Origin of the sequence: Pseudoalteromonas sp. UCD-33C, assembly GCF_001306895.1 — a bacterium.
In the GTDB taxonomy this organism is placed as follows: domain Bacteria; phylum Pseudomonadota; class Gammaproteobacteria; order Enterobacterales; family Alteromonadaceae; genus Pseudoalteromonas.
On the sequence record NZ_LJTB01000008.1, the window covers coordinates 104,622 to 124,329 of the forward strand.

Below are 19,708 nucleotides of genomic sequence, written 5' to 3' on the forward strand. Positions count from 1 at the left end.
AACTGTACACTTAACCAATTTGAATACTGGTAGTCGGGTAGGTCAAAGGTTGGCTGTGCTGGCGAGCAAAACAATAAGCAAACGTTAATGGCCCAACCCGACCTATCAACATCAATAGTATGATGATGAGCTGACTAGGCGCACTTAAATCCCCAGTTATACCACGTGAAAGGCCCACGGTACTCAGTGCCGAAATTGCCTCAAAGGTGATATCAAGTAACGACCCTTGTTCAAGCTTGGTGATGATCATAATGCTGGTAAAAGCGATAAATAAGTACAGTATCATGACGCTTAGTGCCTTGATCACCAACTTGTCGCTCAGCTGGCGGTTAAACACGGTGACCGTGGTTTGCTGTTTTAAATAGCTGCGCATCGCTAAAATTAGGATCACAAAGGTGCCGAGCTTTATGCCACTTGCCGTACTAACTGAACCACCGCCAATCACCATCAGCAGCATAGTCAAAAGCGTTGAATCTTGACTCAAACCATCAATTGGCAGGGTATTAAATCCTGCGGTACGAGGTGTCACCGCTTGAAACCAAGCCGTTAATATTTGCTCAGACGTTGATAGCGGCGCTAATGTCGCCGGATTGGCGTGTTCAAAGAAAAAAATCAATATAAATGCGATGCAGTTGAGCATTAAGGTGGCAATTAACACCAAGCGGGTATTGGTTGATAGTAACGACCAGCGCTTTTGTTTGTAGATATCAATCAGTACAGTAAACCCTAAGCCGCCGATGATAAACAAAGCGGTGATCACCACGTTTACGGTTATATCGCCTTTGAATGCCGATAAGCTATCGCCGCTTAACGCAAAGCCCGCATTATTGAACGCCGAAATCGTATAAAACAGACTGTGATAGGCGCTTTTTAGTACACCGTAGTCATCGAACCAACTAATAAAGAGTAAGCAAAATGCCACCGACTCAATCACTAATGAATACACTAAAACATACTTAGCAACCTTGATCACCGAGGTTAAATCGTTAGTGTCAAAAGCGCGACTGGCTAGTAAGCGTTGCTGTAAGCCTAGAGTTTTTCCTAAACTTAATATTGAAATCACCGCCACGGTCATAAAGCCAATGCCACCTATTTGAATCAGCAGCATGACCACGCTTTGACCAAATACAGTCAGATCAGTACCGGTGTCGATGACCACCAGCCCTGTTACTGTAACCGCAGAGGCTGCCGTAAATAATGCATCGAGCCAGCTGATCGGTTGGGTGCTTGCCATTGGCAGCATGAGTAAGCCTGTGCCAAGCATAATTAACACAATAAAGCCGATAGTGAGCACTAAAGGTGGGTTTACTTTTTGCCGCTTACGACACTTTACACCGCTAAATTGTTTAGGGTAAACATTGGCTTGCCAGTTAATCATAATGCACGAAACCGTTTTGCTAATTTAGTTAAGTAAGTCTTAGAGCCCAGTAGCACCAGACTATCGCCGTGGCGCAGTTCGGTGTCGTTAGTCAGCTCTGTATTGAAGTAGCCATCACGGCGAAGTGTTAGCGGTTTTATATCGCTATTACGCTCTTTGAGGAGCCAGCCAATTTTGCGACCTGAAAGCTGCAGATCAATGCCTAGTTCAACAATAAACGTGGATTGGTTAAGCGGGAAATATTGATTAACCATCGGGTAGTTTAGCGCTTGTGCAACCCTTACGCCCATTTCTTCTTCAGGGTGAATGATACGGTCAACGCCGAGTTTACTTAGAATTTGATGGTGGCTTTTGGTACAGGCCTTTACCCAAATTTGCTTTACACCTAAGTTCTTTAAATGCAATACACATAAAATACTGGCTTCAATATTCTCGCCAATGGCCACCAATACGGCTTGGCAACTGGGTAAATCGAGCCGTGCTAATTGTGTTTCATCACTGGCATCAACCACTACGGTAAAACTGAGTTGGTCGGCATAGTGATTAACGGTGCTTTCGCTAATATCGGCGGCACATACTGTATGACCTTGTTTTGAAAGTTCTAAACAGGCGGTTACGCCAAAACGTCCTAATCCGATTACTGCAAACTGAGCCATTGTCTTTCTCGCTATTGTGGGTACGCGCTAAATGCTAATGGCAAAAAAACAGAAGTCTTTAGAGAGCTTGAAAGCTTTATAAAGATTTTATGCTGAGATAAAAAAACTTTATAAAAACTTTATAGTGACAAAATTAAAAACCCTTTAATCTAATAGGGACAAACGATAAGTGAAAAGATGATGCAGTCAGTATTCAAAATACAGTATTTAAAAGCCGCATTTTTAAGTGTGTTGATGCCACTTGTGGTGGTGCTCGCGATATTTCCATTTCGAGAACTGTTTACAACCACCGATATTGTGATGCTACAGCTGCTGTGGGTGACATGGGTTGCGGTGCGCAGTAATCGTCGTGTTGCAGCGCTTACCACCTTGGTGAGTGTTGCCTGCACGGACTGGTTTTATGTGGTGCCTTACTTTACTTTTCATATCGAAAATATTGAATATGTGGTCACTTTTTTGGTGATGTTGATTGTGGGTTTAGTGATAAGCCACTTAGCCGGGGAGCTCAATACCAAGGTTCGCGATGTGCAAGCCCATGCTAGTAATAGTCGCTTATTGTATGAGTTAGCTAAAAAGCTTAATGATCTCGATAGCCTTGAGGAGCAAAAGCAGCTGTTTTTAACAACCATGGCCGCGCATTTAAAGGTTGCGTGTGATTGGCAGCTAGCAGCCTCTAAGCAGTTTATTTATTTAAATGAACAACAAGCTGAATTTGGCGGCATCGCGTTTGCTAAAGCGCTTAATGCCGAGCAACTTGCTTTGGCGAATACAGCGTGCTCTTTACTGTATCAGGTTCAAGAAAAAACCTTACTACGCGAGCAATCAGCGGCGATTAAAGTACAGGCGGAGTTAGAGAGGTCAAAAAACACCTTGTTGCGCAGTTTATCCCATGACTTACGAACACCATTAGCGACTATTATGGGTGCATCAAGCATGTTGGCTGATGATGATATTCAACTAAGCTCTGAGGTTATCAAAGAGCAAGCTGCTAATATTTATGAGCAAAGTAAAATACTTAACCAGCACTTTGATAAAGTCATGGAGCTCAGTAAAGTGAATAAGTTAGCTGAGAATATTAAATGGCAAAAACTACCCATTTTGACCTTAATTAGCGAAGCTAAATCACGCCGTCAGCAACAACTACAAAACTTTAAACTGCATATCGAAGCTCAGCAACAAAGCATCTGTTTTGGCGATGAAACCTTACTTGAAATTGCCTTTGCCAATATGCTCGAAAACGCAGCTCGTTATGGAGATGGTTCGGCGAACATGCAATTTATTGAAACACTGGATGAATACCAAATTGTGTTAACTAACCCTTTTGCTAATAAGCACGAGACGAGTCAAGATGAAGGCGTTGGCCTAGGGAGTGTTATTTGCGATGTGGTTGCTAAATGTCATCAGGGGCGCTTTGAATTAACCCTCAATGAGCAGACAAAGCAGGCAACAGCTATATTAATTTGGAGTAACAGCCGTGGCTAATATTTTGGTTTTAGAGGACTCACCGCCTCTGCAAAGTTTTTTAAAAACACTGCTCAAAGCAAGTAACCATGAAGTCAGTGTGTGCGCGAAAGGGCTTGATGCGTTTGCACTTTTAAGCCAGCAGCAGTTTGATTTAGTGCTGCTTGATTTAGGTTTGCTCGATATGGATGGGCAAGATTGGCTGGTGGAGTTTAGGCAGTGGAGTTTACTCCCTGTTCTGGTACTTTCTGCGCGCGACGGCGAAACAGAAAAAGTCACCGCCCTTGATAACGGCGCTAACGATTACCTAACTAAACCATTCAGCGCAAACGAATTACTAGCACGTATTCGGGTGCTACTTCGCACACAAACAACACCAAGCCTAACGTTGCAATGTGGCGATATTCACATAGACCCGCATAAACATGTGGTGCGTAAAGGTGCTGAAGAAGTCAAACTAACTAAAAAAGAGTACGCTATTTTGCTGTTGTTATTTCAGCAAAAAGATAAGGTGTTAACGCATAACGCCATATTATCTGAGGTGTGGGGCGAGCAGTATATTAATCGCCCTGAATATGTGCGTGTACATATTGGTCAGTTAAGACAAAAGCTTGAACAAAATGCGGCGAGTCCTAAACATATCTTAACCGAGCCCGCCGTAGGTTACCGCTTAGTTGAATAAACTATCGCTTAACAACGCTTTAAGTTGTGTTTGTAACAGACCTTAGGTACTGTTTTAGGAAATAAAATAATAAAGCGGAAGTCTTTTCATTGGCTATGCATCAAAATACCGGACACGGCATTAGTTCACTGTCGAATACACAGCTTGAAGAGGTTATTGCAGAAATCGAGCAAGCCATTAAGTGGCACCAGTCATGGTATAGAAATTTATTAAGGTGCTTAATTGCAGACATACCTGCAGATGAACAAGACTTAGCAGATAATGCTCATAACCTTTGTCGTTTTGGGCAATGGTTTAATAAGCTACCCGAGCAGACCATAAATCTTCACCCTTACTTTTCTGAAATCGCTTGTGCGCATCAAAAGATGCATCAAGGTGCCAAAGTCCTGTTATCGTTAAAAGAGTCTAAGTCTGTTATTCCGGCTAATTTATTGGACCAGTTTCATGCTGATTTAGATAGCTTGCATGAATTTTTTGAAACTCTTATCGATGAATTCTCTGAGCTGCTTCACACAAGAGATCCTTTAACGGGGGCATCGAACCGAACAAACTTAGTAGAAAACCTGCAAAAAGAGCATGAGCTGTGCAAGCGTAAATCGCTGAGCTGCGCGCTGGTAATGATCGACCTTGATCACTTTAAGCAAGTGAACGATGAGTTTGGTCATGCTGCGGGTGATAAGGTATTAATCGCCCTGGTTAAATGCATTAAATCTCATCTAAGAGAGTACGATCAACTATATCGCTATGGCGGCGAAGAATTTTTAGTCTGCTTACCCCAAACAGAGCTAGAAGGTGCCAAATCATTTTCTGAGCGATTAAGAGCAGGCGTTGAAGCTTTAAAAATCGAAATCGGTAATGATCAACACATTAATGTAACAGGCTCATTTGGCGTTGCGCTAATAAATGCTGAAGATGATATCGAAAAGGCAATCGAGAGGGCCGACCAAGCCATGTATCAAGCTAAAAAGTCAGGCCGCAATCGAGTGTCTGTGGCTTGATTAGTAGCTTTGGAGCTTTATTTTATTGAACAGGGAAACAGTGACAGTGTACACACTGTCACTGCACATCAGGTCAGTCGTATTTCGCTTCTAACTCGTTTGCTGTGTGATAACTTTCGTGAGTTTTTAGCTGCTCTAAATAACGTTTAATTTCAGGGAAGTGCGCAAGCAGACCTGCCTCATCAGCTTTTTCTACAACAAAAGACATCATGAAATCAGCACCGGTCAATTCCTCATTTACTAAGTACTGCTTACCTTTTAATTGCTGGTTTACATAACTCAGTATCTTGCCAATTTCATGGTCAGCATAATCACCAATAAAGTTGGTTTTACAGCCATCTTTTGTAATAAATAATTTTAATAAAAAAGGGACCATTGCTGAGCTTTCTGCAAAATGAAGCCATTGCTGATAGTCAACATAGCTGTCGCTTTGCTGGCTCGGCATATACTTGCTTTTGCCGTAATTACTAATTAAGTAGTCGGTAATTGCGCCAGACTCAGTAATTACTTTGCCGTTATCTTCAAGAACGGGCGCTTTGCCCAGAGGATGAATTTGTTTTAATTCATCGGGTGCTAAAAATGTTTCTTTATTGCGTTGATAAGCAACAATGTCGTAATCTACGTCTAGCTCTTCGAGTAACCAAATAATTCGTTTAGAGCGTGATTTATTTAAATGGTGTAATTTAATCATTTGTTATCCTGAATAGTGACGCAACACTGTTTACTGCGCCTAAAAATTTTAAATTGGTTGCTGAACTTGCACGACCGTTTTACCGAAGTTTTCACCATTTAACATTGCATTAAAGGCGTTTAGGGTATTTTCAAAATCAGCTTCAAGGTGTTCTTTATATTTGACTTTTCCCTCGCTTAGCCACGCTTGCATGTCTTTTGCGAATTCATCATAACGGTGAGCGTAATCATCAAAAATTATAAAGCCTTGCATTTTAATTCGTTTGGTAAGGATTTGACCCATAAGCATCGATAAACGGTCTGGACCTGGGGGTAATTCGGTCGCATTATATTGCGACACTAGCCCACACAATGGCACCCGTGCTTTTGTATTCAACAGGGGTAACACGGCATCAAATACATGGCCACCGACATTTTCGTAATAAACATCAATACCATTATTACACGCTGCGCTTAACTGCTCTGCAAAATCATTTGCTTTGTGATCAATACAAGCATCAAAGCCTAGGTTTTCAACAGCATGTTGACATTTTTCTTTACCGCCAGCTACGCCAACGACCTTACAGCCTTTTAATTTAGCTATTTGCCCTACAGTTGCACCGACAGGCCCTGTAGCTGCAGCAACCACTACTGTTTCGCCCTGTTTTGGCTCACCAATATCTAAAAGCCCCATGTAAGCGGTAAAACCAGGCATACCCATAATACCAAGTGCATACGAAGGGTTTTCAGGGTTTTTCCCCAGTTTCATTAAGCCTTCAGTGTCGCTTATTGCGTATTCTTGCCAGCCTGTGTATGCCAATACCCACTCGCCCTTTTGATAATCAGGGTGGTTCGACTGCTCAACTTGGCATACGGTTGCGCCTACCATCACATCACCAATCTTTACAGGATCAGCGTATGATTCAGCATCGCTCATTCGTCCTCGCATGTAGGGATCAAGTGATAGATAAATTGTTCTAAGTAATACCTCACCATCTTTTGGCGCAGGTACTGAGTTTGTTTTTAATACAACATTGTTATCATTCGCTACGCCATTTGGACGCGATTTAAGAATATATTGACGATTTTGAATATCAGACATACTAAGCTCCTTTTGCCAGCAGTAAATTAAGATACGCCTTTAACGTTTTGCGGGCATAACATTAAAAATCAATACTAAAATTGTAATTGCTGAGTAACACGCTCATTATAGGGTTATTCACGGTTTTGAACTGGTTATAGGAACGGTGTATGCTAAATCTAGTTTAAGCTTATCAAAAGGATTGATATGAAGCGTATTTTACTATTGATTGCAGCGGTTTTTGCAACCTCTTTGCAAGCCAACACTGATGTACTATCGGTGGATCCGGTCATGCTCTCTGGCAGTGCTTTTTCATTTGAGAATGATGCCAAGCGTTACCCTAAGCAAAGCCAATTTAGCATTGTCCATAGTGTATTAATGAGCAGTGAAAGTGGTCGCCGTTTAGCGGTTGTGACGATTGAAAATAAAGCATCGGGATCGCGAATTCTTCAGGCTGACCATATTATGGCGCTGTTTGCCGATGGGCGTCGTGTTCATCCTCAGAGCTTTGACGAAGGTATTAAGTTAGATGATGGCGAAAAGCGTTCTTTGACCTTATCTTTTGGCGAAAACGAATACCCGATTTTAGCGGTATACACGAGTTTAAATGAGTAAAAGGAAGTCCTATGAAACGACTAAAGCCACTGGCAATAACACTACTTTTAAGCTCACCGTTAAGCTTTGCAGTTGATAGCCAAGACTTTGTTAAAGATAACGTTTTTACGCAAGGCGTTGAAGGGCCAACCATGTATAACGGTGCCTTATACGCGGTGAACTATGCCCAGCAAGGAACCATTGGCCGCGTTGATAATATGGGCAAAACATCTTTATTTGTGCGGTGCCGAATGACAGCGTTGGTAATGGCCTCCAGTTTGACTCACAAGGTAATTTGTTTATTGCGGACTATGTTAACCACAATATTTTAAAAGTCCCTGCTGGCAGCAATAAAGCAGAAGTGTTTGCCCATAATAGTAAAATGAATCAACCCAATGACATTGCTATCACTAAAAACGGGGCGCTGTTTGCAAGTGACCCTAACTGGGCGGAAGAAACGGGTCAGCTGTGGCGTATAAATGCAGATGGCAGCACCCATTTACTCGAAAAAAACATGGGAACCACCAATGGGGTAGCGGTTAATCACGACAACACCAAGCTTTATGTGAACGAGAGTGTGCAGCGAGTTGTTTGGCAATATGACTTAGATGAGAACTTAAACATTAGTAATAAAAAAACTTTGATTAAGTTTGCTGATCATGGCTTAGATGGCATGCGCGTTAATAATCAAGGGCATGTGTTTATTACTCGCTACGGCGCAGGGAAAGTGCTTGAAGTATCGCCTACGGGCAAGCTCTTAAATAGCTACCAATTAAAAGGCCAGCATCCAACGAATTTGGCTTTCAACGAAACGCAAAACAAAGTGTATGTCACCATGCAAAAGCGCGGTGCAATAGAAGTCATTGAGCTTTAGCCTTGTTTTGCTCGCGCAATCGCGGCAGTGATTGCCGCTTTTGCCTGCGGACTATTCTTCCAGCAATTTGAATGTAGCATCGACGCGACTCGCTCAGCAATGGTATTTGCATCAAACCCGGCTAACTTCTCAAACGATTCAATACCAATTTCTTCAAACCGTTTTATCACTGTTGGCCCAACACCTTTGAGTGCTAAAAGCACGCTGCGCTCTTGCTCGTTAAATGGCATGTGTTACTCCTTATAAATCCTTTTTTTGGTACTTTGCCATATTAATTGTGCATAGCAAGTCTAATTTTTAGGTAATAAAAAAGCGCACCGGGCAGGGTGCGCTTGAGGGGATCAATCCTGTGTAGCTAAAACAGTAGGATTAATTAAAAGCTTGGGGCATATCTCAGTGAAACACCGACTGAGCGGCCAATCACACTATAATCACTTACGGTGTTAAAGTGGTTTGCGCCTACTTCAGGTGTTGGTGGTTCACGGTCTAATAAGTTATCGACACCAAAGTTAACAGCAAGTTCCTCATTAACTTGCCATGCAGCAGCAAAATCTAAGTAATTTTGTGCTGAGATTGTTTCTGAACGGTCGACAGCATACTCTACTTCACCGATTCTGCGCCAGCCAAGTTGGAAATTCATGTTATCTAACTGCCAATCAATGCTTGCGCGGTGTTTGTAGTCAGCTTGCAAGATACTCGCAAAGTCACCCGAACAGGCGCTGCCATAAGTTCCTTTACAGTCTACTTCAGGTACAGTGCTGTTGTTCTGACGGGTTTGTTTAGTAACAAAGTTACCTTGGTACGAAAACCTAAAACGACCACCCATTTGCTCTGGTGCATCAATCACATAATTTGCTGCAACGTCGATACCTTCTTGCTCAATAGCGGCTAAGTTAAAGTCATTAACGATGGCTGTGCTAATAAAGCCAGTGTTTGGATCGCGAAGTACCGCACCACACAGTGGGTTGTTTGGATTCGGGTCATCAACATAACAGCTTTGCAGTGCTGCACCAGGTTGAATTTGGCTTACCGCATCAGTTACGCGAATACTGTAGTAATCAAGTGATAAATCAAAGCCTTCTAAATAGCTAGGTGTATAAACAATGCCTAATGTATCTGATTCAGCTTGCTCAGGTTTAATATTCGGGTTACCACCATAGGTGTACTCTGCGGTACTTGAATCAAACTCGGTGCCAACAGGCGGCGCACCAAACGCAGCACATTGAGTTGCATCACCGGTGCCAAGTAAACATGGATCGCCGTTATAACGCCCTGCTAGTCGTGGCACAAACTGGTCGCTATTTTGGTCGAATAACGATAACGATAGCGCTGTGATTGGGCTTGCAAACTCACCTAAGTTAGGTGCTCTAAATGCGGTTAAGCGGTTGGCGCGAATACGAATGTCGCTGTTTATTGCCCAGTTGATACCTAGTTTGTAAGTGTCTTCTGCTTCGGTATTTGAGTAATCAGAAATACGGTAGGCACCTTCAAAGCTAAGCTCTTCAGCAAAAGGTTTATCAACTAAGATAGGCACTAAAATTTCAGCATAGAACTCTTCAGAGCTAAAGCTTGCATCCATATCAAATGCGCTGATAGACGCAAAGCTGGTGCCGTTTCTAAATGCATCACCTGGAGTTTGTTTTCCGGTTTCTTTACGGTATTCATAACCAATTGCAAAATCGATAGCACCGGCTGGTAATTCAAATAAGAACCCAGAATCACCTGATAGTGTTGCTGAGATCACACTTTGTGTACGGTCGCGAGTCGTATAAAGCAGCGGATCGCTAAAGTCGCTGAAATCATGGTTTGGATCAAAAATATCCACTGAATTTGCAAGGGCAGCAAAGCGACTATTACCGCTGTTATCATTACGGTATGCGTTGTTGTAAATGGTGGCTACTTCGTCAGTTTTGCCATACTGGCCATATACGTCATAACGTAAGTAGTCAGTAATATCACCTTTTAAACCCAGCTGAAATTGCATTGAGTCACGCACCGCTTCGGTGTGTTGCACACCTAAACCTAGGTTACGTTCAACATTAACAAGGGCATTGCCTTCGCTATCAAACGTAAGTTGGTCACGTAGTTCATCAGGAATATAGGCGTTGTCTTGCGTGAGGGTCACTTGTTCGTTAACAAAAATCGGTGTTTGGCCACTGGCACCCGCACCATTTACGGTCACTTTAGAATACATTGCGCGGCCATAGGCAATGGCACTGTCGCTCACATCGACGTCAAATAATAAGCCCGCAGAAAAACGGTCCATCGGTTGAGTTAAATAACGGTCAGCTGTGAAATCAGTTGTTTGACGCTCACTTGTTACGGCACCTGAATCAGCAATACCGATGCTGTTGCCAGAGGCAACGTCAGTATAATAACCACCGCTGTTGATCATTGCCGTTGAGTTTTCAAGCGCGTAGTCACGCTCGCCAGCTAACAGCTCTTTTCGTTCGGTGTAACCTATGTAGCCTGTTACATGGCCGCTACCATCTGCGATGTCGCCGCCAAAAATTGCTTCAAAGTTAAGCTTTTCGTTACCGCCGTCGGCACTTTCATAACTGGTTGAGAACTCAGCGCCAGTAAAATCATCGTCTAAAACAAAGTTAACAACGCCGGCTACGGCATCTGCGCCGTAAACCGCTGCTGCACCACCGGTTAATACATCAACGCGTTTTATTAATCCGGCTGGAATGGTGTTCACGTCAACCGAGTTACGAAAACTAAATGGTACTGCGCGAGTACCGTCAATAAGTACCAACGTACGGTTTTGGCCAAGGCCGCGTAAATCTATGGTTGATGAGCCAAATGAGTCACCGACTGTGGCACCGGTGCTGTTGGCACCTGCTGCAGCTTGAGGCAGTTTTGCGGTAATATCTTCAACGTTCACTGCACGGTCTAGGTGAATTTGTGCTTCATCAACGCTCACCACTGGGCTACTTGAAACCAGCTCGGTACGTTGAATACGTGAACCTGTTACGGTGATCACTTCAGGTTTTTTTACTTCAGTAGTTTCTTCTGCGTGGGCATAACTAATTACTGAACTTACAGCGAGAGCTAAAGGTGATAGCAGCAATAGCGAGCGATGCCCTGTTGATGTATTTGCTTTCATGATGATTCCCTTGCGTTTTATCATTTAAATCAACGCAGGTTGGTGTCTGACCTAGACCATTTAGTTAATTTAATGAGTCATACTTTTTGTTATGATGCTTGTGTGTTCTCCTTTTGGGGAGCTCACCGGTACAGTTTTAAAGCAATTTAAAAGTCTTTGCAATAATTATTCTTTAAATCTATTATTTTAAAATATAAACTATTCCAAGTCGTCAACCCGCTTATTTACATCTAATAAGCTGATTTTAAGTGATTTATTTATGCATCAACATATTGAAAAACTGTATTTAAGCGCAAAAAAAGAAAGAAAATTAATAATTGGTCTAATGAGTGGTACCTCGTTAGATGGCCTTGATATCGCGCTATGCGAAGTATCAGGGCAGGGCATGGATACTCATGTAGAAGTATTAAAGTTTACTACCGTTGATTATGACGATGATTATAAAACACGTGTAAAACGAGTATTCGCCAAACGAGAATGTGACCTTGAAGAAGTCACTTTGCTTAACCCTTGGATTGGCCAATTACATGGTGAAATGGTTGCCAAAACGTTAGCCAGCTGGGGAGTAGCAAAAGAACTTGTTGATGTGATTGCCAGCCACGGGCAAACCATTTATCACTGCCCAAAAAACCAACACAAGCGTGCAGAATATGGTAATGCAACACTACAAATTGGTGACAGCGATCACCTAGCCGTGACTTCTGGCATTACTACCATAGGTGACTTTAGACAAAAGCATATTGCAGCGGGTGGCGAAGGCGCACCGCTTGCGGTATATGGTGACTATTTGTATTTCACAAGCACCAGCGAAAACCGAATTTTGCTTAATATGGGCGGCATTGCAAACTTAACCTACTTACCAAAATCAGCAGATGCACGAGCGGTTTTTAGTTCTGATATTGGCCCAGGTAATACCATTATGGATGCCTACATACAGCGTTATTTTGCTCCACTTCAATATGATAAAGATGCTGCTATTGCAGCAAAAGGCACGGTAAATGAAACTTTACTAGCTGCGCTGTGTGATGATTCGTTTTTTGCTTTAGGGCTTCCAAAAACCACCGGGCCAGAAGTGTTTAATCTAGAGTATTTAGCAGCAGCACAAGCACGCTCGAATACACAGAGTTTATCGCACTTTGATGTGATGGCAACCTTAGTGCAGTTTTCAGGGGTAATGATTGCTAAAGCAATTAACCAATGCAGCGAAGGCTTGACCGATGTGGCTGTATACGCCAGTGGTGGCGGGGTTCATAACCCATTATTAATGAAAACTATTTTGGCTAATTGCCCAGCGCTTTCTGTGATAAATAACACCAATTCGTTGGGTATAAACCCAGATGCAAAAGAGGCCGTGTTATTTGCGATTTTAGCGAACGAATGTTTGTCGGGTGGGCAACAACGCTTTGGTAATACCGAGCAAGGGATCCCCGATATTACCATGGGTAAAATTAGCTTTGCTGACTAGAAAAAGGCTAAAAAGCTTGCGCCAATATTACTGATGTAATGGCGTAAGCCATTGTTTTTAGCTTGCTCAGAATTTAATAGCTCTGGTGATGTGCTTGCTGCAATGCTGACATCAAATTGGGCGCTGTCTTTAAGTGTTGCATGCATGCCGTGTAGCATTAATTGCAAAACAAATTCACCACTGTGAGTAACACCCTCTAACGTAAGCATAATAACGTGCTGATCTAGATCGTGCTGCGTTAAAGTGTGCGCAGTAAAATAGGCCGATTCACGAGCATCAGGGCGTGTCGCGCTGATAGAGATCACGTCACCTTCATGGGCATCATCTGGCAGCACACAACAAAATACAACACGCTTTTGCTCATTAGCCGCAAAATGCAATTGTTCATATTCCATAGTATGCGCAAGCGCAGCACATAAAGGATCTTCACTAGAGGGGAGTGCAAACGAAAGTTGCACCAAGGCACTGTCCATTACTTCTTCATTACGTTAGCTGATTAAATTAGCGTCAATTATTGATCAATTAGATGACAGAATTATGACTATTGTCATATTGCGGATTATTTATTTCAGAAACAGAGAAACGTTGAATGTTTGATTCGTTTGGTCGGATATAAGTCTGTATCTTTTGGTTGTTGAGCTCCTATTAAAAAGCTAAGAAAAAACAATATTTCGTCCTCTTCTTTTTGCCTCATAAAGGTGTAAGTCGACTCTTTTGGCTGCCTGTTCTGACGTTTCGTTTGGTGCAATTTCTATAACACCTAAGCTTATCGTTGCGCTTATAGACAAAGATGTATGTTCCTTTTCGGCAACTGAAAGTCTAATACGCTCGGCAATATCTTTTGCATGCTCTAAAGATTGATTCTCAAGCACGATTAAAAACTCTTCGCCGCCGACACGACCTACCCGATCAGAACAACGGACTGTTTGTACAATCGTATTGGTTATAGATATGATTAATTCATCACCAATATCGTGACCGTATTGATCATTGACCGCTTTAAAATGATCAATATCGATAGAAATCAAAGAGCTTACTTGCTGATTTAGTTTGTTTTGCACCATGACACTTCGTTTTAAATTCAATATAGCTCTTCGATTTGCTATGCCTGTTAGTTCATCTTTTAAAGCGAGTATTTCAAAGTACTTTTTCTGGCGAACTTGTTTGAATGTATAAACGGCGAATAAGAGTAAGCACAAGCAAGTGACCATCACAGTTAAGCCTTGCCAAAAAGATTTATCTTCGGCCACCGCTAAAAATTTTTGTTGTAGCTTTGACTCATGCTCTAAACGAGAAATCTCAAGGATCTGCTGTTCATAATTAAAGTTTAATCTGGCAGATATAAGCGTGTTATTTGCGATAGCTTGTTGTTTATCTTTAATTAAAGCGATTAATTGTTGTTGAGATGTTATTTGTAAGGAAGTATCTCCTGTTGCAGCTGCAAGCTGCGAGGTTAAATTTAAATAACGCTCCTTTAAGCTCTCGGGCCAATATTGTTGTTGCCCGGCTATCTTCTCATAAGATGTAAGGGCGGCTTGCAACTGATAGGTAGCCAAGTACCATTCTGATTTAGTAAAGTTGTATAGTGTCAAAATCCAGCTGTCAGTAACCGAGAGCGTGTTCAACTCAGTTAGATATGACTCACCCTGAGATAAGCTATTAAGTTTTATATTGAGTTCTGTCAGTTTAATTAATATGTAAGCATAGCCATTTTCGCTTTCGAAACGACGAACATCTTTTTTTATCGACTCGTATAGCTCAACTGCCTTTATTAAGTCGCCTTTTTCTTCATAGGCATACGCGAGTTGATCCGTTACTTTGTAATGCTCTTGCTCATTGAATTTCGTTAACGCTAATTTGGCTCGCTGCAGTTGTTCAATTGCAAGTTCATAGTTGTACAACGCTATGTGAATATCGGCAATTTCTTTTAATGCGAGTGCTTTTTCGTAGTCATTACCTGCTTTTTCAAATAACTGATAAGCCGTTTTAGCAGAGTCGAATGCCTCTTGATAGTCGCCTTTAGTTAACTGAATACGGTTAAGTACTATGTGAGCAAGAGCAATGATTGACAATTTTTTTGAAGAGGTTATTTCGTCTACTGACGGCGTGTTAATTATTGGTTTTAAGTGTTCGAGAGCTTTCTGGTAGTTACCTTGCGTATACTCTTGGTTTGCTTCACAAACAGCAAGTTCCTGTATTAAGTTTAAATTGTTTACTTGTTGAATGATTGGTTTGGCTGTTTCTAGAAATTTTTTATATTCATTAATCCCGTTTGGGGTTGATAGATTAGAAAACCAACATTTAAACGCCATTACTTGCGCATCATCTAGCACATTTTCATAAGGCATTTGCTTTTCTAATCTAGCTAAAATTTCGACAGATTCAGAATATGTTGTATAGCCGTGAAGAGCACGGCTGATTTCACTCTGAACATCCTTTGCTGTCACATTGGTTGCAAATAGCAACAAGCACAATATCCTTATCATTTGAGCATTACTCCATACAGCTACTCTGATGCCAATCAATGACACCTTGAACCTAGCTTATCATACAGTAATATTTTAGTCGTGAATTTCTAGCACTTAAACAGGAAAATCAGTACTTTGATAGAGTGTAAATTTTAGCTGAATACCTATAAGCTGTTTTGAGGTCAGTTTTGGTTCATATATGGAATTAGTTTAAAGCTGTTGCTTTTTGCCAGTAATTAAAAGGGGTTGAAATGAAATTTTTAAATGGTTTATTTTTTGGTGTTTTAGCCTTTATTACAGCTTGTACTCCTAATAGTTCAGGGGATATCGATAAAAGCCATGACTTGCAATTAACTAAGCTAAAAGAGCAGGTCATTCCTAAATTTCAGCAATTGGAATTTGAAGACTCAATCACCGGTAAAACAATGGCATATAACTTATTTACGCCTGAAAATTATGACCCAATAAAGTCATACCCACTAGTTGTGTTTATTGCTGATGCAAGCAGTGTGGGCAAAGGGGTTTTAACGCCATTAACACAAGGGTATGGAGGGATTACTTGGGCTACTGAATCAAGCCAGTCAAAAAATCCCAGCTTTGTGCTTGTTCCTGCATTTACAGGTCCTGAGCCTGCTGTTAATGATAATTGGCATACCAGTGAAGAAGTTGATATTGCTTATCGCTTGATTAATTCTGTTATCTCGGAGTTTAATATTAATAAAGAAAAAATTTACGCTACAGGTCAGTCTATGGGTGGAATGATTTCTTTTTATTGGAATGTAACTTATCCCGACCTATTTGCAGCATCTTTATTTGTTGGAAGTCAGTGGGATGTGAGTGTTCTTGAGCCTCTTAAAAACAAAAGCTTCTTCTATGTCGTATCAGCTGGTGATCAGAAAGCTTCTAAGGGGATGGAACAGCTTGGAAATTTGCTTCGTAAAAAAGGGGTTGAATATGGCACAACACAGTTTTCAGCTGAACTTAGTAATATAGAGAAAGAAAGTTACATACAAAACCTATTATCCGAAAAGCATTCTATAAACTTTGTGCAATTCGAGGCTGGGACTGTATCATCTAATACTGCTCAATGGGGCGGCGCTGAACATATGTATTCTTTTGATCATGCTTATAAATTAAAGAGTATTCGCGATTGGTTGTTTGAACAAACAAAAAATAGTGAAGACTGATTTTAAAGTGCTAATTAATCTAAATTTTGTGTAACAACAAAAGCCTGATTGTTTTTCATCAGGCTATAAATCAAGAATTAGCAAATATGATATTCACCACGTGGTTTGTTGCTGAACATAAAGGCTTGTAACTCAGATTTAAGTACCTCGACAATATCCGTGGTAAAGGGCGTTCTGATTTCACCAGAGTCTAAATACCTCAGTAAATCAATTTCATGTTTGAGTGCAGACTGAATCGAATAACTAATTGGGTAGGTTACTTTAAACTGCTTACGTGATATCACGTTGTCGTGGTTTTCAATCTCAACATAGAAAGTTAATTGCTCATCTTCTTCGCAAATGTCGCTACAGGTGCCTTGCTCACGAATACAATCCAAGACAATATTTCTGATGAAAATATCAAATTCGTTCATATTAATCCCTCAATTTTTGCCCATCCATTGGGTACAACTGAAATCTAGCAAAAAATAATTAATCTAGCCAACTCAATTTTGCATCTTTTGAATTAACTCTTTCTGGGAAGGTTGATTTAAAAGTGCTAGGGGGAGGGGCGTGGTCAGTTTATAGGGGGTAATCCTTAGGGATTGGTCGTTAGGGGATAGGATGCGCGAAACACGTTTCACGCCTACGTTGTAGCAGCGGCTTTATGCCGCGACATTGATAAATTTTTACGAGAAACGAGAAACGAGAAACGAGAAACGAAATATGAGATACGAGATACGAGATACGAGATACGATGGGCGAGATAAAACGCGATGTGAAATCACTGCTACACAATCAGGTTCAGACTAAATTTAAAAACTGACGGGTTAAAGCCCGACCTACAATGTAGGTCGTCATTTATGGCGATAAGGGTTGAGGTAGATGTGCACCTCGCTCCTCGCACCTTGACCCTCGCACCTTGACCCTCGCATCTCGACCCTCGCATCTCGAACCTCGATCCTCGCAACTTTCCCCTTTCCCCTTGAAACTTGCTAACTCAATTACTAATTTCCCCCCTAACAATCTCTGCGCCTTTACTTAGCGCACTAAGCTTGGCGCTTGCTATGTGGCGAGGGAGAGGGGCCATACCGCAGTTTGTGCATGGGTAAAGCTTGTCGGCATCAACATATTTTAGGGCTTCGCGTAATGTGTGTGCGACCTCGTCAGGGGTTTCAATTTCATTGCTTGCTACATCAATGGCACCCACCATCACCTTTTTACCGCGAATGAGTGCTAATAGTTCAATGGGCACGCGAGAGTTGTGACACTCAAGAGAAATAATATCGATATTCGACTTTTGAAGTTTTGGGAATACTTCTTCGTATTGACGCCATTCATTGCCCAGTGTTTGTTTCCAATCAGTGTTGGCTTTAATGCCATAGCCGTAGCAAATGTGCACGGCGGTTTCGCACTTTAAGCCTTCGATTGCTCTTTCTAGGCACTTAATGCCCCAGTCATTAACATCATCGAAGAACACATTAAACGCAGGCTCATCAAATTGAATAATATCAACACCCTCAGCTTCGAGCTCTTTCGCCTCTTGGTTGAGAATTTTGGCAAATTCCCACGCTAGTTTTTCACGGCTTTGATAATGCGCGTCATACAAGGTGTCGATCATGGTCATAGGCCCTGGTAATGCCCACTTTATAGGTTGCTTGGTCTGCGAACGTAAAAACTTGGCGTCTTCAACAAACACGGGTTTGCTGCGTGACACCGGGCCAATCACACTTGGTACACTGGCTTCGTAGCGATTACGAATGGTCACTGTTTTACGGTTCTCAAAATCAACGCCATTTAAGTGTTCGATAAAGGTCGTTACAAAGTGCTGGCGGGTTTGCTCGCCGTCGCTCACGATATCAACGCCAGCTTGTTGTTGCTCTTGTAAGGCAACGCGCAGCGCGTCTTGTTTGCCGTCGATAAGTTCTGCACCTTGCAATTTCCAAGGTGACCATAAGGTTTCAGGCTCAGCAAGCCAAGCTGGTTTTGGTAAACTGCCTGCTGTCGATGTAGGTAATAACTTTTTCATTTTTACTCTCATTAAATTGCGTAGTTGGCAGACCATTTTTCAAGTACTGATTGATAAGGCTTAATAAAGTGTTGCTCAGTAAACTTACCTTGCGCAATCGCCAGTTGGCTGCGCTCTTCACGGTCGTAAACAATTTGCGTGATAGAGTGATCAGCATTTCTTAAATTTGGTTGATAGCAACTACCCGCCACAGCATTGGCGTTATAAATTTCTGGACGGTAGATTTTTTGGAATGTTTCCATAGTGCTAATCGTGCTGATCAACTCTAAGTTGGTGTAATCGTTCAGCAAGTCACCAAAGAAATAAAACGCCAGCGGAGCAACAGTGTTTGGTGGCATAAAATAGCGCACCTGCAAGCCCATTTTTTTAAAGTATTGCTCGGTTAATGACGACTCATTTGGTAGGTACTCTGCACCTAAAATTGGGTGTTGGTTTTCTGTACGATGGTACGTTTTGTTATCAGACACGCTTAAACAAATAACCGGTGGTTTTTTAAAGTGCTGTTTGTAAGTCTCTGAGTCAATAAAGTATTTAAAGAGTTTGCCGTGTAAGTCGCCAAAGTTTTCGGGAATGCTGAATTCGCTTTTCGCTTTATTATGATCAAGCAACAGTACACTAAAATCATAATCACGCACGTAAGATGAAAAGTTATTACCAACAATACCTTCGATACGTTCATTAGTTTGGTGATCAATGATATTAGTTTTTAGCACTTCAATTGACGGGAATGCCTCTGTGCTATGTGCAATTTCTAGATCAACTGAGATGATCTCAAGCTCTACTGAGTAGCGGTCGCTTTGCGGGTTATCCCAGTTAGCTAGCGCATTAAAGCGGCTATCAATCATTTTTAATGCGTTACGTAAATTCTGTTGGCGACTTTCACCGCGAGCTAGGTTTGCAAAGTTTGTGGTAAGTCGTGTGCTATTTGACGGATGATAATTTTCGTCTAGGCAAATGCTTTTAATTGTAAATCTGAAATCGTTGTTCATGGCAATGTATCCAAAAGTCCTGAGATAAATGATTGCTGCTCACCTTCCTTAAATCGCTAGGTCATTAACCTTAGGTTGCTCTGCAGCGT

At 41.7% G+C, this 19,708-nt stretch carries 19 protein-coding genes; 8 read left to right on the forward strand and 11 right to left on the reverse strand.

The genetic code is table 11. The features are described from left to right. Nucleotides 1-10: 10 nt before the first annotated feature. Both AOG26_RS15035 and AOG26_RS15040 read right to left on the reverse strand, forming a co-directional pair. On the reverse strand, nt 11-1,378 hold the full coding sequence (locus AOG26_RS15035) for a TrkH family potassium uptake protein (protein ID WP_054563255.1): 1,368 nt from the start codon (nt 1,376-1,378) through the stop codon (nt 11-13). Next, a complete protein-coding gene (locus AOG26_RS15040) occupies nt 1,375-2,034 on the reverse strand; it encodes a potassium channel family protein (protein ID WP_054563256.1) in 660 nt (219 codons plus the stop codon). Before AOG26_RS15040 ends, AOG26_RS15035 begins: the two co-directional genes overlap by 4 nt. 177 nt (nt 2,035-2,211) lie before the next feature. On the opposite strand from AOG26_RS15040, the gene AOG26_RS15045 reads away from it, so the two are divergent. From AOG26_RS15045 to AOG26_RS20575, 3 genes are all read left to right on the forward strand, one after another. Further along, nucleotides 2,212-3,516 (forward strand): DUF4118 domain-containing protein, encoded by a 1,305-nt coding sequence (locus tag AOG26_RS15045; protein ID WP_054563257.1) that lies wholly within the window; start codon nt 2,212-2,214, stop codon nt 3,514-3,516. Further along, nucleotides 3,509-4,177 (forward strand): response regulator, encoded by a 669-nt coding sequence (locus AOG26_RS15050; protein WP_054563258.1) that lies wholly within the window; start codon nt 3,509-3,511, stop codon nt 4,175-4,177. Before AOG26_RS15045 ends, AOG26_RS15050 begins: the two co-directional genes overlap by 8 nt. Before the next feature lie 95 nt (nt 4,178-4,272). After that, complete coding sequence (locus AOG26_RS20575) at nt 4,273-5,175, forward strand: diguanylate cyclase (protein WP_082401700.1); 903 nt, start codon at nt 4,273-4,275, stop codon at nt 5,173-5,175. 73 nt (nt 5,176-5,248) lie between these two features. On the opposite strand, the gene AOG26_RS15060 is transcribed toward AOG26_RS20575, so the two are convergent. Both AOG26_RS15060 and AOG26_RS15065 read right to left on the reverse strand, forming a co-directional pair. Next, nucleotides 5,249-5,866, reverse strand: coding sequence for a glutathione S-transferase family protein (locus AOG26_RS15060; protein ID WP_054563259.1), 618 nt, complete (start codon nt 5,864-5,866; stop codon nt 5,249-5,251). 48 nt (nt 5,867-5,914) lie between these two features. Next, nucleotides 5,915-6,946, reverse strand: coding sequence for an NADP-dependent oxidoreductase (locus AOG26_RS15065; protein WP_054563260.1), 1,032 nt, complete (start codon nt 6,944-6,946; stop codon nt 5,915-5,917). 186 nt (nt 6,947-7,132) lie between these two features. Here AOG26_RS15065 and AOG26_RS15070 point away from each other — a divergent pair, with 186 nt between their 5' ends. The 3 genes from AOG26_RS15070 to AOG26_RS15075 are packed head-to-tail and all read left to right on the forward strand — an operon-like array spanning nt 7,133 to nt 8,393. After that, on the forward strand, nt 7,133-7,540 hold the full coding sequence (locus AOG26_RS15070; RefSeq protein WP_054563261.1) for a hypothetical protein: 408 nt from the start codon (nt 7,133-7,135) through the stop codon (nt 7,538-7,540). A gap of 11 nt (nt 7,541-7,551) precedes the next feature. Continuing rightward, nucleotides 7,552-7,851: a hypothetical protein gene (locus AOG26_RS20990; RefSeq protein ID WP_235575504.1), complete on the forward strand. Its 300-nt coding sequence runs from the start codon at nt 7,552-7,554 to the stop codon at nt 7,849-7,851. Continuing rightward, nucleotides 7,815-8,393: an SMP-30/gluconolactonase/LRE family protein gene (locus tag AOG26_RS15075; protein WP_235575505.1), complete on the forward strand. Its 579-nt coding sequence runs from the start codon at nt 7,815-7,817 to the stop codon at nt 8,391-8,393. The genes AOG26_RS20990 and AOG26_RS15075 overlap by 37 nt, the downstream gene beginning before the upstream one ends. Here AOG26_RS15075 and AOG26_RS15080 read toward each other — a convergent pair. Then, nucleotides 8,390-8,623 (reverse strand): helix-hairpin-helix domain-containing protein, encoded by a 234-nt coding sequence (locus AOG26_RS15080; protein ID WP_054563262.1) that lies wholly within the window; start codon nt 8,621-8,623, stop codon nt 8,390-8,392. The genes AOG26_RS15075 and AOG26_RS15080 overlap by 4 nt on opposite strands. 143 nt (nt 8,624-8,766) lie before the next feature. Further along, nucleotides 8,767-11,502 carry a TonB-dependent receptor domain-containing protein gene (locus AOG26_RS15085; RefSeq protein ID WP_054563263.1) on the reverse strand — a complete coding sequence of 912 codons (2,736 nt, stop codon included), beginning with the start codon at nt 11,500-11,502 and terminating at the stop codon, nt 8,767-8,769. 259 nt (nt 11,503-11,761) lie between these two features. Here AOG26_RS15085 and AOG26_RS15090 point away from each other — a divergent pair, with 259 nt between their 5' ends. Next, nucleotides 11,762-12,967 (forward strand): anhydro-N-acetylmuramic acid kinase, encoded by a 1,206-nt coding sequence (locus AOG26_RS15090; protein ID WP_054563264.1) that lies wholly within the window; start codon nt 11,762-11,764, stop codon nt 12,965-12,967. Here AOG26_RS15090 and AOG26_RS15095 read toward each other — a convergent pair. Next, nucleotides 12,964-13,440 (reverse strand): hypothetical protein, encoded by a 477-nt coding sequence (locus AOG26_RS15095; protein WP_054563265.1) that lies wholly within the window; start codon nt 13,438-13,440, stop codon nt 12,964-12,966. The genes AOG26_RS15090 and AOG26_RS15095 overlap by 4 nt on opposite strands. 180 nt (nt 13,441-13,620) lie before the next feature. Further along, on the reverse strand, nt 13,621-15,498 hold the full coding sequence (locus AOG26_RS15100; RefSeq protein ID WP_152966977.1) for a GGDEF domain-containing protein: 1,878 nt from the start codon (nt 15,496-15,498) through the stop codon (nt 13,621-13,623). A gap of 188 nt (nt 15,499-15,686) precedes the next feature. On the opposite strand from AOG26_RS15100, the gene AOG26_RS15105 reads away from it, so the two are divergent. Beyond that, nucleotides 15,687-16,622 carry an alpha/beta hydrolase-fold protein gene (locus AOG26_RS15105; protein ID WP_054563267.1) on the forward strand — a complete coding sequence of 312 codons (936 nt, stop codon included), beginning with the start codon at nt 15,687-15,689 and terminating at the stop codon, nt 16,620-16,622. A 77-nt stretch (nt 16,623-16,699) separates the two neighbouring features. On the opposite strand, the gene AOG26_RS15110 is transcribed toward AOG26_RS15105, so the two are convergent. The 3 genes from AOG26_RS15110 to AOG26_RS15120 form a co-directional block, all read right to left on the reverse strand. Further along, nucleotides 16,700-17,035: a hypothetical protein gene (locus tag AOG26_RS15110; protein WP_054563268.1), complete on the reverse strand. Its 336-nt coding sequence runs from the start codon at nt 17,033-17,035 to the stop codon at nt 16,700-16,702. Between the two features lie 566 nt (nt 17,036-17,601). After that, nucleotides 17,602-18,630 (reverse strand): methionine synthase, encoded by a 1,029-nt coding sequence (locus AOG26_RS15115; protein WP_054563269.1) that lies wholly within the window; start codon nt 18,628-18,630, stop codon nt 17,602-17,604. Nucleotides 18,631-18,641: 11 nt separating this feature from the next. Then, nucleotides 18,642-19,619, reverse strand: a complete 978-nt coding sequence (locus tag AOG26_RS15120) for a DUF1852 domain-containing protein (RefSeq protein ID WP_054563270.1) — start codon at nt 19,617-19,619, stop codon at nt 18,642-18,644. Between the last annotated feature and the right edge of the window lie 89 nt (nt 19,620-19,708).

Excerpts from the sequence above, each read along its gene's own strand:
- AOG26_RS15035 (WP_054563255.1), bottom strand. The coding sequence starts at position 1,378 with ATGATTAACTGGCAAGCCAATGTTTACCCTAAACAATTTAGCGGTGTA.
- AOG26_RS15040 (WP_054563256.1), bottom strand. The coding sequence starts at position 2,034 with ATGGCTCAGTTTGCAGTAATCGGATTAGGACGTTTTGGCGTAACCGCC.
- AOG26_RS15045 (WP_054563257.1), top strand. The coding sequence starts at position 2,212 with ATGATGCAGTCAGTATTCAAAATACAGTATTTAAAAGCCGCATTTTTA.
- AOG26_RS20575 (WP_082401700.1), top strand. The coding sequence starts at position 4,273 with ATGCATCAAAATACCGGACACGGCATTAGTTCACTGTCGAATACACAG.
- AOG26_RS15060 (WP_054563259.1), bottom strand. The coding sequence starts at position 5,866 with ATGATTAAATTACACCATTTAAATAAATCACGCTCTAAACGAATTATT.
- AOG26_RS15065 (WP_054563260.1), bottom strand. The coding sequence starts at position 6,946 with ATGTCTGATATTCAAAATCGTCAATATATTCTTAAATCGCGTCCAAAT.
- AOG26_RS15070 (WP_054563261.1), top strand. The coding sequence starts at position 7,133 with ATGAAGCGTATTTTACTATTGATTGCAGCGGTTTTTGCAACCTCTTTG.
- AOG26_RS20990 (WP_235575504.1), top strand. The coding sequence starts at position 7,552 with ATGAAACGACTAAAGCCACTGGCAATAACACTACTTTTAAGCTCACCG.
- AOG26_RS15080 (WP_054563262.1), bottom strand. The coding sequence starts at position 8,623 with ATGCCATTTAACGAGCAAGAGCGCAGCGTGCTTTTAGCACTCAAAGGT.
- AOG26_RS15085 (WP_054563263.1), bottom strand. The coding sequence starts at position 11,502 with ATGAAAGCAAATACATCAACAGGGCATCGCTCGCTATTGCTGCTATCA.
- AOG26_RS15090 (WP_054563264.1), top strand. The coding sequence starts at position 11,762 with ATGCATCAACATATTGAAAAACTGTATTTAAGCGCAAAAAAAGAAAGA.
- AOG26_RS15095 (WP_054563265.1), bottom strand. The coding sequence starts at position 13,440 with ATGGACAGTGCCTTGGTGCAACTTTCGTTTGCACTCCCCTCTAGTGAA.
- AOG26_RS15105 (WP_054563267.1), top strand. The coding sequence starts at position 15,687 with ATGAAATTTTTAAATGGTTTATTTTTTGGTGTTTTAGCCTTTATTACA.
- AOG26_RS15110 (WP_054563268.1), bottom strand. The coding sequence starts at position 17,035 with ATGAACGAATTTGATATTTTCATCAGAAATATTGTCTTGGATTGTATT.
- AOG26_RS15115 (WP_054563269.1), bottom strand. The coding sequence starts at position 18,630 with ATGAAAAAGTTATTACCTACATCGACAGCAGGCAGTTTACCAAAACCA.
- AOG26_RS15120 (WP_054563270.1), bottom strand. The coding sequence starts at position 19,619 with ATGAACAACGATTTCAGATTTACAATTAAAAGCATTTGCCTAGACGAA.